This is a genomic window from Pedobacter sp. PF22-3 (genome assembly GCF_026239555.1).
Classification (GTDB): domain Bacteria; phylum Bacteroidota; class Bacteroidia; order Sphingobacteriales; family Sphingobacteriaceae; genus Pedobacter.
Genome location: NZ_JAPIVP010000002.1, coordinates 399,310 through 414,412, shown reverse-complemented (window position 1 = coordinate 414,412; position 15,103 = coordinate 399,310). Strand labels below are relative to the sequence as shown.

At 40.8% G+C, this 15,103-nt stretch carries 10 protein-coding genes; 5 read left to right on the top strand and 5 right to left on the bottom strand.

The genetic code is table 11. The features are described 5' to 3' along the window. Positions 1–8: 8 nt before the first annotated feature. Complete coding sequence (locus OQX63_RS04800; protein WP_265849747.1) at positions 9–662, top strand: LysE family transporter; 654 nt, start codon at positions 9–11, stop codon at positions 660–662. Positions 663–1,272: 610 nt separating this feature from the next. Here OQX63_RS04800 and OQX63_RS04795 read toward each other — a convergent pair. Then, a complete protein-coding gene (locus OQX63_RS04795) occupies positions 1,273–2,595 on the bottom strand; it encodes a M23 family metallopeptidase (protein WP_265849746.1) in 1,323 nt (440 codons plus the stop codon). 4 nt (positions 2,596–2,599) lie between these two features. Next, positions 2,600–3,040: a hypothetical protein gene (locus OQX63_RS04790; protein WP_265849745.1), complete on the bottom strand. Its 441-nt coding sequence runs from the start codon at positions 3,038–3,040 to the stop codon at positions 2,600–2,602. A gap of 196 nt (positions 3,041–3,236) precedes the next feature. Between OQX63_RS04790 and OQX63_RS04785 the strand changes: the two genes are divergently transcribed. The 3 genes from OQX63_RS04785 to OQX63_RS04775 are packed head-to-tail and all read left to right on the top strand — an operon-like array spanning position 3,237 to position 7,403. Continuing rightward, positions 3,237–4,082 carry a metallophosphoesterase family protein gene (locus tag OQX63_RS04785; protein ID WP_265849744.1) on the top strand — a complete coding sequence of 282 codons (846 nt, stop codon included), beginning with the start codon at positions 3,237–3,239 and terminating at the stop codon, positions 4,080–4,082. A gap of 16 nt (positions 4,083–4,098) precedes the next feature. After that, positions 4,099–4,938: a hypothetical protein gene (locus OQX63_RS04780; protein WP_265849743.1), complete on the top strand. Its 840-nt coding sequence runs from the start codon at positions 4,099–4,101 to the stop codon at positions 4,936–4,938. A 23-nt stretch (positions 4,939–4,961) separates the two neighbouring features. After that, complete coding sequence (locus tag OQX63_RS04775; protein WP_265849742.1) at positions 4,962–7,403, top strand: bifunctional YncE family protein/alkaline phosphatase family protein; 2,442 nt, start codon at positions 4,962–4,964, stop codon at positions 7,401–7,403. A gap of 113 nt (positions 7,404–7,516) precedes the next feature. Here OQX63_RS04775 and msrA read toward each other — a convergent pair whose 3' ends face one another. The 3 genes from msrA to OQX63_RS04760 all read right to left on the bottom strand — a co-directional run bounded on the left by msrA (position 7,517) and on the right by OQX63_RS04760 (position 11,487). Next, positions 7,517–8,005: a peptide-methionine (S)-S-oxide reductase MsrA gene (msrA, locus tag OQX63_RS04770; protein WP_265849741.1), complete on the bottom strand. Its 489-nt coding sequence runs from the start codon at positions 8,003–8,005 to the stop codon at positions 7,517–7,519. 1,354 nt (positions 8,006–9,359) lie between these two features. Continuing rightward, the gene (locus tag OQX63_RS04765) at positions 9,360–10,235 is read right to left on the bottom strand and encodes a hypothetical protein (RefSeq protein ID WP_265849740.1); all 876 of its coding nucleotides are present in this window, start codon (positions 10,233–10,235) and stop codon (positions 9,360–9,362) included. 4 nt (positions 10,236–10,239) lie between these two features. Beyond that, positions 10,240–11,487 carry a YdcF family protein gene (locus OQX63_RS04760; protein WP_265849739.1) on the bottom strand — a complete coding sequence of 416 codons (1,248 nt, stop codon included), beginning with the start codon at positions 11,485–11,487 and terminating at the stop codon, positions 10,240–10,242. A gap of 325 nt (positions 11,488–11,812) precedes the next feature. Here OQX63_RS04760 and OQX63_RS04755 point away from each other — a divergent pair, with 325 nt between their 5' ends. Further along, complete coding sequence (locus tag OQX63_RS04755) at positions 11,813–15,094, top strand: SusC/RagA family TonB-linked outer membrane protein (RefSeq protein WP_265849738.1); 3,282 nt, start codon at positions 11,813–11,815, stop codon at positions 15,092–15,094. Positions 15,095–15,103: the final 9 nt, after the last annotated feature.

Below are 15,103 nucleotides of genomic sequence, written 5' to 3'. Positions count from 1 at the left end.
TTTCGGCAATGCTTTTTCTAACGTTTTTCATCGGCATCATTCTCAATGCCATGGGTTATATCCCTCCGGGCAACATTAATCTTACTGTTGCGCAGCTTGCTATTAATAAGGGCATGCGGCAGGTTTGGTATTTTATTCTATCCTTCTCCTGTGTAGAAGTGTTTTTTACTTTCGGTATGATGCGCTTTGCCAGATGGGCGATGAGTGATATCAACCCGAATGAGGCTGTGAGCGAGGTGCGGCTGAGCACTTTGGTAGATTGTTTTATGATTGTGATGTTTCTGGTGATGGGCACCATTACCTGGAGAAACCGAAAGAAAGTACCTAAAACGAGCAATAAAAAAGAGGATAAACGTAGCGGAAGTGTTTTATACGGATTAATTCTGGGCGTTTTAAACCCTGTTCAGATTCCATTCTGGTTGTTTTTTGGAAATTATGTAATTCTACACCAATGGATTCAAACTGATTACCTTTCACTGGTTATATTTAGTTTAGGCTCGGGTGTAGGCTCTTCTCTGGCACTTTATGTATATGCGCATTTTGCAACTTACATTCAGGAAAAATTTGCGCTAAGCAGCCTGATCATCAATAAATCGATTGCGATATTTCTATTTGTATTGGCAGCCTATCTGGTTGTAAAGCAGGTAATCGTTATTCTATAAATCTAATCCAAGATCTGTTTCCAACAGGTCTTTTGTTTTAGCCATTTTAACGAATTTTTTCATTACGAAACTATTGTTTTGTTCTCTGGGAACAGAGGCCAAGGAATATGCCTGTATTCTCACGTGCGATTTGGTTTGAATTTTCCATAGTTCTTTTTTTTGCCACGGAATCACGGAAAGCACAGAATTAATATGATTGGTTTATGGTGTAGAATAAGGTTGTCAGTTTGAAAGGTAAATCTTATCGAAGTATCGTCATTTCGATAGATCTCTCCACTTCGCGTTGCTCTGGAGATGAGGACCATTCTATTGGAATCTGTCAATGATAGAGGTTAGAATTTTTCAAATACATAGGAGTATTGATGACAGGTTTTGGCGGTTCGTCATTCCCAACTTGATTGGGAATCGTAATGCAAGCGCTTTAAGATTCCCGCCTGCGCGGGAAAGACGACCACTCTTTTAATCTGTCGATGATAGCTCGTCGAAGACTAATTCAAGGTCTGTGTTTCCATAAGTTCTTTGTTTTTAGCCGCTTTAATATTTTTTTTCACCACGAAACTGTTATTTTCATTTCTTTGAGTACACAAACCGGGGAATAAACAGTTGATTACTATTTTATAATCCATCCTGTTTCTGTACCAGCGCTGCTGATGAGTTGATAATCGCCAAAAGTACCCAGAAGGTTTACGGTTTGTCCTTCTTTTAAAGTTGTTTTAACCGCGGCTAAACTATCGGGTTTATCGTATACATTTTGCTGAAGTAAATTTATTTTAAGCTTTTTTAAAGGCTCAGCAATTTCTACAAGGCTGTTGCTTTGAATGAAACCAGTGCTTCCATCTGGCAGTTCTGCCTTGTAATAATTTCCTGTCGCAGCATTTGCCTGTACAATTGTTCCTTTGTTAAGTGTAGCCAAAACAGTTGCTTTACCTTGTGGTGAAGAGAACATTTTAACGGCAGATGTGGTCCTTAAGGTTTTATTTAACTTAGCGCCTGAAGCGGTAATGGCAGCTGGAGTTTTGTTTACAGGATCTATAAAAGGCAGCGGGTTTACCGCACCATTAAAAGTATAAATACCAAAGTGTAAATGGGTAGGCGTATTGCGGGCATTGCCGGTATTTCCCATAAGTCCTAAAGTATCGCCAATTTTTACTTCCTGTCCTTCCACTGCGATCTGTTTATCCAAATGGGCATAATATAATGTGTAATCTTTGTCTTTCGGGCGCATCCAGACCACTTTTCCACCCAGGTTATTTTCGTTTACACGTGTTACCGTTCCTTCCGAAATTGCCAGAACAGGCGTTCTGAAATTGCCGAAAATGTCTACACCTTCATGTTTTCTCGCATCATTATCCCTGCCATCTCCCCAATAGCTTTTTATACTGTTGGTGTTTTTTGATTTAATAGGAAAAGCAAGAGATGGGCCAGCGGTAATTTCTAATTCATATGATACATTCTGCAACAGTTCTGGTTGCAGCCTGATCAGATAGGTGCCCGTTTCATCAATATCGAAAACAATCGGATTATTTAAAGTATCTGCAGAGGCAATAAGTTTTTGGCTTTGATCTGTGCTATACCAAACGTCAATATAAATCAAGGCAGCACCCGAAGGTGTTTTGTTTAGCTTAATATTCAATTTTTGTCCTTTGGTTGCCTTAAATTTATAAGCGGTCGCCGGAACTTTATCCGCAGCAAAATAACCGTTTTCTGTATAGGGGATATTAATGTTTAATGCTTTTTGAGTACTCATAACAGCGGCATTTAACCATGCTGCACCCATTGCCGTTTTATCCAGGCCAACATTCACTAATTTTTTTTGATATTGCTCATGTGGAGTAGCGGCCTTGAACAGATTAACGGATCCTGTTTTGCAGGAAAGTATGACCGTTGCAAAAGCAATGGAAAAAAGCCACCACCAGAATCGGTAAGTTTTCATTGTGCTAAGCCTTTTTTAAGCGGTTAAAAACCGCTGCCGTTACCAGTCCACCGATTACATACCAGGCTACTGTTAATATTTTTGTTTTATCCGTTTTAGTGACAGGAGTATCATCTAATCCAATTTGATCAGGGATGTTTATTGCGCCCAAACCAGCGGTAACACCGGCGATTGCACCTTTCAAATAAATGTTTTTGCTGTCTCCAGCACCAATAGCACTATAATATAAACCGTTGCTTATGATGTCACCGGCCAGGGTGGCCAGATAAAGATTGTTTCCGACAGGAGCTTCAAGGTTTAAACGGTTCATCGATTTGGATAAGGCTTGTTTGCCTAAAAGATCAATCCTGGGTGCATCAGGATCAAGCCGCCTAACGCTTTCATGCAATATATTCAAGGCTGCAGCACCTGCAAAGCCAGCGAGTAACGATTTAAGTACTTTCATAATAGAATAATCCCTGCAAGTGGTAAATTGTTTTATCAGTCGAAACATTATGCCTTGCATAGCTGTTTCCGATCTTTTTTGTTATAAAATTGATACACATGTAAGGTTCTGTTAACCTAATGATAACATAAAATTTATGTTTAAGAAGCTTGGTCGTCCTAATATTGGACTTTGATACAAAACATTTTTTATCCTTATGTCTAACAGACGATTTTTTCTGAAAAATAGTTTGGCTGCTGCTGTTGCGGCCAGTATTTCGCCGGTTTTATCCTCATTTGCCAATGAAAAACATCCTGTTTCTGCTAAATCTGGTAAAGCACCCAGATTGCGTTTTGCCATCGCATCCGATGGTCACTATGGCCAGCCAGGTACGGAATATAAACTAAACCACGAGAATATCGTAAGGTGGCTGAACGAAGCACATGATAAAAACCCGCTGAACTTTGTCATCATCAATGGCGATCTGGTACATGATCGTCCTGATTTGTTGCCCGAAGTGAAAAAGGATTATTACGATAAACTTAAAGTGCCTTTTTACGCCATTCCAGGTAACCATGATCATGCTGATGCCAAAATCTGGCAATCTGTTTTTGGTTACGAGGACAATTTTTCTTTTGAAAAAAATGGAGTAGGTTTTGTTTTGGCCAATACTTCTGATACCAAAGGAACTTATTTGTGCCCGAATAACGATTTTTTAAAACAAGAATTAGATAAATTCAAAAACCTAAAAACTGTTTTCGTGGTATTGCATATTCCACCACATTTTTGGGTGCCCGAAAGCCCTTTTGTAGACTGTCCGGACACCATTAAACTGCTGCATAGCTATGCTAATGTAAAAGCGGTATTCCATGGGCACGACCACAGCCTCGATGCAGTTTTTTATACCGATAAACTGCCTCATTTTTTCGATGCACACATTGGTGGAAACTGGGGCACAGCCTATAAAGGTTACCGGATAGTGGAGGTTGATGAAAATGATAAGATCCAGACTTATCAGGTAAATGCCAGCGGATCGCCATTATTAAATGAAACCAAATTTTAACCAATAAACAATAGTGATGAAAAAGATATTTTTGATGCTTGTTTTTGCCGGTGTGGTTTTAAATTGTGCCGCACAGAAAATAAGCGAAACCAAGTCAGAAATTAAAACAGGAACTGATGCCGCGCAGCCCTTTCTGTTTTCGTTGAATACCTTAACTGCAGAAAATCCCCGTTGGAATATTCATTATTCAGGAAGTTATGGCGAAAGGACAAACGGACAGTTTGGTTACGATGGTTTGGGGCAACAGTTTGGGGTTAAAGGATATTTAGGCAGCAGATTTACCCTGTATGCCACAGCGGCAATCGGCTTTGCCAATTCAGGAGGCGTAACATCTGCGCAACAGGCTGAAGTAATCAGAGATTTGGTAGGTGGCAATGGCATATCGGGTTTTAGGTTAGGGGCAGGCTTAGGTTTAAGCAGAGATTGGTCGAGCATTGGTGCTGCGATCAGCAGGATTACGGCTTCATTTGATCAGTCAAATTGGAGAATGGCGGGTAATCTTCGTTTCGAAAAAGCTTTTGATAAAACCAGAGATAAGCTTGATTTTATTAGCAGTTTTGGATATCAACATCGCGTTTCTAACGTTTTATATATAGGCTTTGAAGCGCTGGGGCAAGATTTGGAAGGATTTTGGGAAAAAGACGAGGCAGAAGGTGGTGCAAAGCTAATGGTTGGGCCATCAATCAACCTGGAACCAAACCATTCAAAACTGTCTTTCTCTATTTCTGGAGGACCTGTTTTTTATGCAACCCGAAGTAATGTAATCCCATCAGAGGCTATCCGCGAAATCGGTTCGGTAGCATCCGGCAATGGCTATACCATCAGGGCCCTGGTTAATTTTAATCTTCATCGCTAGTCTGCATTCTTCAAATTAATAAAATGAAAAAGTCATACCTATTTATATTATTCGGTTTCCTGTTCATCCAAAAAGGATTTGCACAATGGCCTGGAAAAAACGAAAGTACCCAGCAAATTTTATTGCCCAATGGGTGGAAACTGAGTCCGGCGGGGCATTCCCTGCAACTAGGCGATTTGCCTTTAAACATGCAGTTAAGCCCTTCGGGTAAGTACCTTGCGATAACCAATAACGGACAGAGCACACAATCGCTGCAACTAATTGATGCCAAAACCGAAAAAATTATCAATGAAAAGGTGCTGAGTAAATCCTGGTACGGAATTGCGTTTAGTAAAGACGAAAAACACCTTTATGCTTCAGGCGGCAACGATAACTGGATTTTAGATTTTAATATCCAGAACAATAAACTGGGTAAAAGCGATACCATTAAACTTGGTCCGGTTTGGCCAAAAGGGAAAATCAGTCCTGCAGGAATTGTAGTCAATAAAAATAACAGCAAATTATATACTGTAACTAAAGAAGATAGCAGTTTATATATTGTTAATCCTGTTGAAAAGCAGGTGCTTAAAAAAATTCAGCTTCCGGCAATCGCTTACAGCTGTGTTTTAGCTGCAGATGAAAGTAAGCTTTATGTTTCACTTTGGGGCGGGAAATCAGTTGCGGTTATCGATCTGGCATCAGAAAGCCTTTCGCAGCGCATTCCTGTCGGTGATCATCCAAATGAGCTGTTGCTCAATAAAAAGGGTACCACGCTATATGTAGCCAATGCTAACGATAATACGGTTTCGGTCATCAATACGGCAAATAATAGGGTAATCGAAACCATTGCCACCACGCTTTATGCTACACAATTGACCGGTTCTACCACCAATGGCCTGGCTTTAAGTTCCAATGAGAAAACGTTGTACATTGCTAATGCAGACAACAATTGTTTAGCGGTGTTTGATGTAAGCAAACCAGGGGTAAGCCAAAGTCAGGGTTTTATTCCGGTAGGTTGGTACCCAACTAGTGTTAAGGTATTGGGTAATAAAATTTTGGTTACCAATGGCAAAGGCAATACTTCTATGGCTAACCCAAAGGGACCACAACCCATATCTAAGGTAGATAACAGTGGTTACCAAATGGGCAGTACGGCCAACAGCAGACTACAATATATTGCGGGTTTATTTAAAGGAACATTGTCTTTTATTGATGTGCCAAAGCCTGAACAGTTAAAAGTATATACCAAACAGGTGTACGCTAATACGCCATTTACGGATAAGCGGACCCTTACTGCCGATGGTGAAGCAGGAAATCCTATTCCACGTAAACAGGGCGAAAAATCGCCCATCAAACACGTTTTTTATATCATTAAAGAAAACAGGACCTACGACCAGGTACTAGGCGACATAACAAAAGGTAATGGCGATTCTACCTTAACGCTTTTTGGTAGAAAAATTACGCCTAACCAGCATGCTTTTGCTGAAAACTTTGTACTGCTGGATAATTTCTATGTAGATGCCGAGGTAAGTGCCGATGGGCATAACTGGAGTATGGCCGCTTACGCCACCGATGTGGTAGAGAAAACCTGGCCTACCAGTTACGGCGCACGTGGGGGAAGCACTACTTTTGAAGGAGGCCGCCCGGTTACCTATCCAAAAGGAGGTTTTATCTGGGATTACTGTCAGCGGGCAGGCGTAAGCTACCGCAGTTATGGTGAGTTTGGCGATTATGGCAAAGCAAATATTAAATCGCTGCAGGGCCACATGTGTGCTGCGTCGCCAGGTTTTGATATGGATATTAAAGATCAGGTGCGGGTAGATGCCTGGCAGCACGATTTCGATTCGCTATTGGTTGCAGGTATTGTGCCACAGTTTAACACTTTAAGAATTTCTAACGATCATACCAGCGGACAAAAGAAAGGGAAATACTCACCACAGGCTGCAGTTGCAGATAACGACCTCGCTGTTGGCCGTATTCTGGAGCATTTATCGCACAGCAAAATCTGGAAGGAATCTGTTGTTTTTATCCTGGAAGATGATGCACAGAATGGACCAGATCATGTTGATGCGCACCGTTCGCCAGCATATGTGGTTGGTCCTTACGTAAAAAGGAATACACCTGTTCATACGATGTATTCTACTTCTGGGTTTTTAAGAACAATGGAACTTATATTGGGTTTGCCACCAATGAGCCAGTATGATGCTGCCGCTATACCTTTATATGAATGCTTTATGCCTACACCAGATTTTACCCCTTATACCGTATTGCAGCCAATTATTGATTTAGATACCAGAAATGTTGCCGTCAACGAAAGCAGCAAACGTTCTGAACTGTTTAACTTTGCCAAAGAAGATTCGGCACCCGATTTAGATTTAAATGAAGTGATATGGAAATCGGTTAAGGGTGAACAATCGGTAATGCCCGCACCCAAACGAAGCGCTTTTGTGATATTGGAGAAAAAGAAAAAGGACGACGATGATTAGGACATCAGTTATGATCTGATTTTAAACAAAAAAGCAATTTTCGATTAAGAAAATTGCTTTTTTGTTTATGTTTTTCCTTTCGCTACACGCCAAACTCTCAGCGCTAAACTGATTTATAATTTCCAATCTGGTCTTTCGAAGTGGCAGGTATAACCGTAAGGGTTTTTCTGTAAATAATCCTGGTGTTCTTCTTCAGCATTCCAGAAATCGGTTTCCGGTACTACTTCGGTTACAATTTTGCCCGGCCATTTGCCAGAAGCATCCAACTCTGCAATTAATGCGTTGGCAGTATTTTTTTGTTCTTCACTATTGTAAAAAATGGCTGATCGGTACGACGTACCTACATCATTTCCCTGTCTGTTGCGTGTGCTCGGATCGTGGATCTGGAAAAAATATTCCAATAACTTACGGTAGCTTAAAACAGTTGGATCAAAAGTAACTTCAATGGCTTCGGCATGTGTGCCATGGTTCCGGTAAGTGGCATTGGGCACATCGCCACCAGTGTATCCAACTACTGTTGAGATCACTCCAGGGTAATGACGGATCAGTTCTTCTACTCCCCAAAAGCAGCCGCCTGCAAGAATGGCTTTTTCAGTATTCATATATCTTTCCTCTTTTTTGATTAATAAAGATACGGCGAAGATGTGTAAAAGGAAAGTAAAGAAGGGTGCCTGTTTAGTTGTATGGTTTAGTAGATGATGACAAATGATAGGATAAGCCGCTTAGTGTCATCCTGAGCGCAGTCGAAGGATCTTTTACTACATCAAATTACATGATCATATATTCCTCACATGGTTAAACAAATTCGGTTCTTCGACTTCGCTCAGACTGACAAATTTAGGCGACCGAAAGCTTATGTTTTGAAGCGCAAGGCCTGTATATAACACTAAGTTTCTTCCCGTCTTCCGCTTTTACGCTTCGCTGCCTCGTACCTCGTTGCTGCAGGGTAACGCTTCAGTCGGGGCTAAGTGGCTAAAGCAGTATTTCATTTGTAAGTTGCAGGGTGCATAAAACCTTTGTTCCTAAACCCGATTAAAGCGGAAGCGGCACTGCAATACCGCCAGGCACTACAGGTCGCTCATGTCCTAGATAAGCCATTTATTTCAGTTGTTGAGGTACCAACTGCTAGAATAAATAGATAGAATAAAGTGTCATCCTGAGCGTAGTCGAAGGATTTTTTAATACATCAAATTACATGATCATATTTCCTCACATGGTTAAACACATCCAGGGTCTTCGACTCCGCTCAGACTGACAAATTTAGGCGACCGCAAGCTTATGTTTTGGAGCGCAAGGCCTGTGTTAAACAGGGGAGCGTGTTCCCTTCTTCCGCTTTTACGATTCGCTGCCTCCTACCTCGTTGCTGCAGGGTAACGCTTCAGCCGGGGCTAAGTGGCTAAAGCAGTATTTCATTTGTAAGGTTGCAGGGTGCATAAAACCTTTGTTCCTAAACCCGATTAAAGCGGAAGCGGCACTGCATAACGCCAGGCACCACAGGTCGCTCATGTCCTAGATAAGCCATTTATTTCGGTTGTTGAGGTACCAACTGCTAGAATAAATAGATAGAATAAAGTGTCATCCTGAGCATAGTCGAAGGATAATTGGTTTAAGCGCATTTGATTAATTTTTTTTGAAGCGCATGGCTTTTGCTAAAAAGGGGAGCGTGTTCCCTTCTTCCGCTTTTACGCTTCGCTGCCTCGTACCTCGTTGCTGCAAGGTAACGCTTCAGCCGGGGCTAAGTGGCTAACGCAGTATTTCATTTGTAAGGTTGAAGGGTGCACAATCCGTAGCTTATAAACCTGATAGCAGCAGCAGCCTCCAATTTTTTCTATCGGAGCTATAGCGAATGGCGGGACTGCAAACTGCCAAGAACCACAAGCCATTCGTTTCCTAATTTGAAGAAATAATGAATATGTTCCATTTCGGTCGGTGCGACACCAACCGATAGGCTAACCGTTAACCGCCAAACGTGAAATCCATAAAGCTCACATTGTTTTTGTGCGAAGAGCTGACGGCAATCCCTTTATTGGCTGTATCGGTAAAAGCAAACCCCTCCAGTTCATCTGGTTTATCTGTATCAATTACATTTAAAACAACTTCTTGCCCTTTAATTAACGATTTTTCGAGATCGATAAAGGTGAACCTCCATTTACGTCCTTCGATCTGATTTTGGATTAAAACCAGGATTCCTTTATCTGCAATATAATGTAAGTTTTGTACCCAAGGTGAACAGGTGAATTTTTTGAAAAGCACACATTTTTCGCTGGTTTTGTTGGCTTTCGATAAGGCTTCGGGATTGTACAAGCGCACTTCGTTAGCTTTATTGCCATAATCGGCTGTGGCCACATACCATTTGCCTTTGTAATTAACATATTCTGGTCGCGTGCCCTGAATGCAGGCATCATCTTCAATAGTTTTAATCAGGTTTCCATCTAATTTTCTGTTTTTTAAAAAACCTGACCAATTGATGCAGTTAATTTCTGCTTTCCAAAGTGTGCCTGCTGCATTTTGTTTAACCGAGTTGCCCACAAATGTTGGCAAACCCTTGTGGTAGGCAATGCCGGTAGGATGTTTAATGGTATTTTTGCCTTTAACGGTAAACTTGTATTCCTTACGCTCATAAATGAGCGAATCTTTTTCAAGTTTATATTCGCGCATTACACCAACTTCTCTATCGCCATAAAGGAAATATTTTCCATTCTGCTTTGAAATTCCCTGACAGGCACCTAAGGAATCAATAGTAATTGTTTTTGTGATTTTTCCATCTGTTTTGCTGTATCGGGCTACAAAAAACATTACGATCAGCACTAAAATTGGATTTAATACTTTCATAAACTTAAGGATCTAAGGGTTCGTCAAAATCAATCTGCAAGGATGTTGTATTTATATAGAATTCGGATTCGGTATCGCTTAAACGTTTCCCGTTTTTGTAAGGATAATAACCGAGTTCTTTTTTACAGCGTTCTAGTAAGATATAGGTAATGTAAAAGCTTTGCGATTTTACAGTACAGGCTAAACCAGGTTTGTCAATAGGCATTCCATATCTAAACATCAGTCTGGCGCAGTTACGAAGATTGGTGGTGGTATGACGGGCATGCGGTTCCATAATGATGGCACTTTCGGGTATTTGAAGCACTTCCATCAGGAATTTCTTCATTTCGTAAGCTTCGCTGAATTTGGTTTTGTATGGATGTACCCGTCCGCCCGAAACCATGATGAATGGTGCCGTACCTTGCTGATATTGCAAAGCCGCTAACCTGCAACGGATCATTCCGCCAGGGCTGAGCGCAACATCTTTTTCCTCCGGACCAGCACCTGGAACCAGGATTACGCTGTAAGTATATTTTTTCCAATCTGTTTTTTTGATCTGATTAATGGCGGCAAGGTTTACGCCTTTAGCCATCGGTTCGTAATCGGCGGCATCATTACGCTCATTTAGTTCTAATGCCTGAAGGGCAAATTGCATAGCGGGCTCAAAAAACAGTTTATTGTTGCCCTGAAGGGCTAGCCAGGCATTGGCTGCGGTAAGCTCTGCAAACGCTTTATCTTTTAATTTAAAACTGATGGAGTCTATTTTCGGGTAATTGGGTTTGTTACCTTCTACATATACGCCAATAGCGTAATTAATAGCATTGGCATCTTGTTCCCAGGCTTTAGCTAAAAGGGCTTTATGTTGCTCTTTGGCAAACATGGAATAACAACCTGAAGGGATCAGATGATTTTTTACCAAATCTCCCAATGGATTATTTTCTGTATAAAGCAGCGCCAAACGTTTTCCAATACGGGCTATTTCTTCACTGTTGAATTTTAAAGCGTTGGCATAACAACTAATATCTGTTTTGCAGGTTTTCACCGCTTCATTTACCTGTTTGGTTTTTGATTTATAGATGTTGCTGAACACCGTATCTGTACTGAGCATTTTGCGTAGTCCAGGCAATTGCTGAAAAAGCGTAAGCAGGTAATAATTTTTGTATTGTACTTCGTTTCTGGTCTTAATTAATTGATAAGATTGTTGCGGTGCATCCTGTGCCGCTAAACCTGTGTAAAACAGGCAGAGCATAAGGAAAGGATAGAGGAATTTCATCGAAAAAGTTTTGGAAGCAAACTTACAGACCTCCCATTAAAGAAACATTAAGAGGGTGTTATGCTTTAATTCCTCAATAAACCGATTTAGGTGTTGTTTAATATGGCTTAATGTTAATTTAAAGTACGTGTTGTGATTGGTGTGAAGAGTTAACGCAGGGGATACATAGTGTTAAAAATACACGCATACTTTTGTCGCCGTAGAACGCTCCGCAAATTAACCTGTTAACGATAAAGGATAAGCCTATGTAAATGTGAAAATCTACGCTTCTACTTAAAAACACAAAACCCAATTCTATTTCAAAATCATTACTAAGAACAAAAAGATGACATCATTTTTTTTAACCGCAAGTATAAAGCGTATTTGCAGGAGATTGCTTTTGCCCTTAAGCGTACTGGCCCTCTTTAACTCCAGCGCTATCGCAATTAGCCACGGTGTAAATGGTTCTGGCTTGCACAATAGCGCATTTGCTACGGTGAGCGGAACAGTTACCGATCAAAATAATCAACCTTTACCCGGTGTTAGTGTTTTCGAAAAGAAAACAAAAAAAACCGCTGTTACCGATCCAAATGGCCGGTATTCAATTAATGTAGAAGAAGATGCCGTTCTGATTTTTTCGTATATCGGTTACGATAATCAGGAGGTTACGGTTAATGGCCGTCAAAATATCAATATTACTTTAAAAGAAAGCAGTAATACTTTAAATGAGGTTGTGGCCATAGGTTACCAGAAGATCAGAAAATCGGATGTAACCGGAGCAATCAGTAGTGTTAAGGCCAGCGAAATGAATTTAACTTCTCCAACGGTTGGCCAGGCATTGGTTGGTAAAGTTGCAGGAGTGCAGGTATCGCAAACGAGCGGAGCACCATATTCTGGTACTAAAATAAGGGTACGGGGTATCGGTTCAATTAATGCCAGTTCAGATCCTTTATATGTAATAGACGGTTATCCGGCAGGGAATAACGTATCGATCAATCCGGAGGATATCGAAACCATCGACATTTTAAAAGATGCGGCCTCCGCAGCCATTTATGGTTCAAGGGCATCGGGTGGGGTGGTATTAATTACCACTAAAAGAGGTACGGATGGAAAAGGAAAGTTTGAATATGATGTTCAGGGTGGTATTTCTCAGTTGGCTAAAAAAGTAAAATTACTGGATGCCAACCAGTTTATACAGCTTTTAATTGACGGACGTAATAATGCCTATAAAGATTTATGGGTAAACTCGGGCAAAACCTGGAATGATGCCATGTTTAGCGATAACAATACTACCCGTATTGCCAATGTGGGCAATGGAAGTAGTGTAAGTATTCCGGCCGATCTTTATAATTTTAGTACGCAACAGGCTATCCCTGCGGCTTATAATACCGACTGGCAGGATGAACTCTATCGCAATGCGGCCTTTCAACGCCATAACCTTTCCTTTTCTGGCGGTACCAAAGATGTAAAATACTTTTTAAGCGGCGGTTACCAGAACAACGATGGTATTGTAACCAATACCAATCAAAAGGTAACCAATTTCAGGGGCAATATTGATGGCAAAGTGAGTGAGCGTTTACGTGTAGGCGCAAACATTTCGTATACGCAGAACGATAACCGCGAGGTGAGGGAAGGACGTTATGATTTAAGTCCGATGATGTCGGCTTTGATCTACCTGCCTTATCTGCCGGCAAGGGATGCCAATGGAAATCCGATCCAGTTTGGCATGGGCGCATTAGCTTCCCAATACGGTATCCAGAACCCAGAGAATCCTTTGGCTACAGTTGAACAAGTAAAAATTACCAGAAAAGGGGCAAGAAGCACCTATAATGCCAACGCTACTTATAAAATATTGGAAGGATTAGATTTTAAAGCCAATTTAGGTACACAGACCTATAATGAGAAATATGATTTTTATCTGCCAACCAGTTTAAGTAATGGTAATAATCCGCCTTATTCTACTGCTGCAATAACTGCAGCGAATGCTATTGCACAAACGCTTAGTCAGGTCGATCAGCTTGGTGAGTTTACCCTAAACTACAATAAAACCTTTGGTAAACATAAAATTGATGTGCTTGGAGGATATTCTGCTCAAAAAACAACCAGCGATCTGATCCGTATTTCTGCCAGTGGTTTCCAGAATGATAATATTGGCGAAATTACAGATAAAGGTGCTGATGCAGGATTTTTAACTTTAATAACCGATGGATCAAATAAAACAGCTAAAGCCACCAATACCTTACTTTCTTATTTCGGCCGTTTCAGTTATAATTATGCAGGAAAATATTTTTTAACCGGTTCATTTCGTCGTGATGGTTCATCAAGGTTTGGTCCGTTGAATAAGTATGGTAACTTTCCTTCTGTTGCTGCGGGCTGGAACCTATCAGATGAAAGTTTTTACAGAGATTTTCTTGGTGAGCAATCAACCGTGAAGTTGAGGGCAAGCTGGGGTTTAAGTGGAAACAATAATATTCCGAATTACAGGACACAGCAGGAAATGAGTGCGCCAAATGGTGTTGTATTCGGTAGTGCCATATCTACTGCTATCTGGCCAAATGCCATTCAGGATCCGAAGCTGGGATGGGAATCTACTTCTCAGTATAATTTTGGTACTGATATCAGCCTCTTCAAAAACCGTTTAAATATTATTGCCAATTATTACTTGAGTTATTCTTACAACCTGTTGTTCAATCAGCCGGTTTCTGGAATTTCAGGTACCTCATCTATCCTGACCAATCTGACTGATAGCAAAATCAGGAATAAAGGCTTCGATTTACAGTTGGATGGACGAATTATTCAAAACCAGGATTTTACACTAGGCCTTAGCGGAAACATTGCTGTTAACCGTAATATAGTGCTAAATATGGGAGGCGCGAGTACTATCTTAACCAATGGTGCAGAACGTTCTTATTTAACCCATATTACACAAGAAGGTCAGCCGGTAGGTATGTTTTATGGTTTTAAAGTATTGGGCAGGATCACTGCTGATAATTTAGGAAAGGTTGCCCCGTCAGCTTCTTCAACCAATCCGGCAAAAATTGGTGATTTATATTTTCAGGATACTGATGGAAATGGTATCGTAAATGATGCAGACAAAACGGTAATTGGTACGCCATATCCTAAATTTACCTATGGTTTTGCCTTAAATACCACTTACAAAACCTTCGATTTAAGAGCATCATTCAATGGGTCGTACGGAAACCAGGTTTTAGATGGACAGGATTATTACCTGTATAATTTTGAAGGTTCGGGAAACCAGTATGTAGAGGCTGCCGATCGTTACAGAAACGAGGCCAATCCGGGTAGTGGCTTAAACTACCGTGCATCGCGTGCAGGTACGCAAAGTAACAGTACCCGTTTATCGTCTTTCTACATTCAGGATGGTTCTTATTTCAGGTGTACCAACATTACTTTGGGCTATAGCTTTCCTAAAACGCTCGCAAATGCCATAAAAGTGAGCAACATACGTGTTTATGCCAGTGTTGATAATGCTTTTACGGTTACCGATTACAAGGGCTATAACCCGGAGGTTGATTATAGCGGAGGCTCTAACCTGACACCAGGTGTGGATTATGGAAACTACCCTTTGGCAAGAACCTATAATCTTGGCATTAAATTAACTTTTTAAAATTCAAAA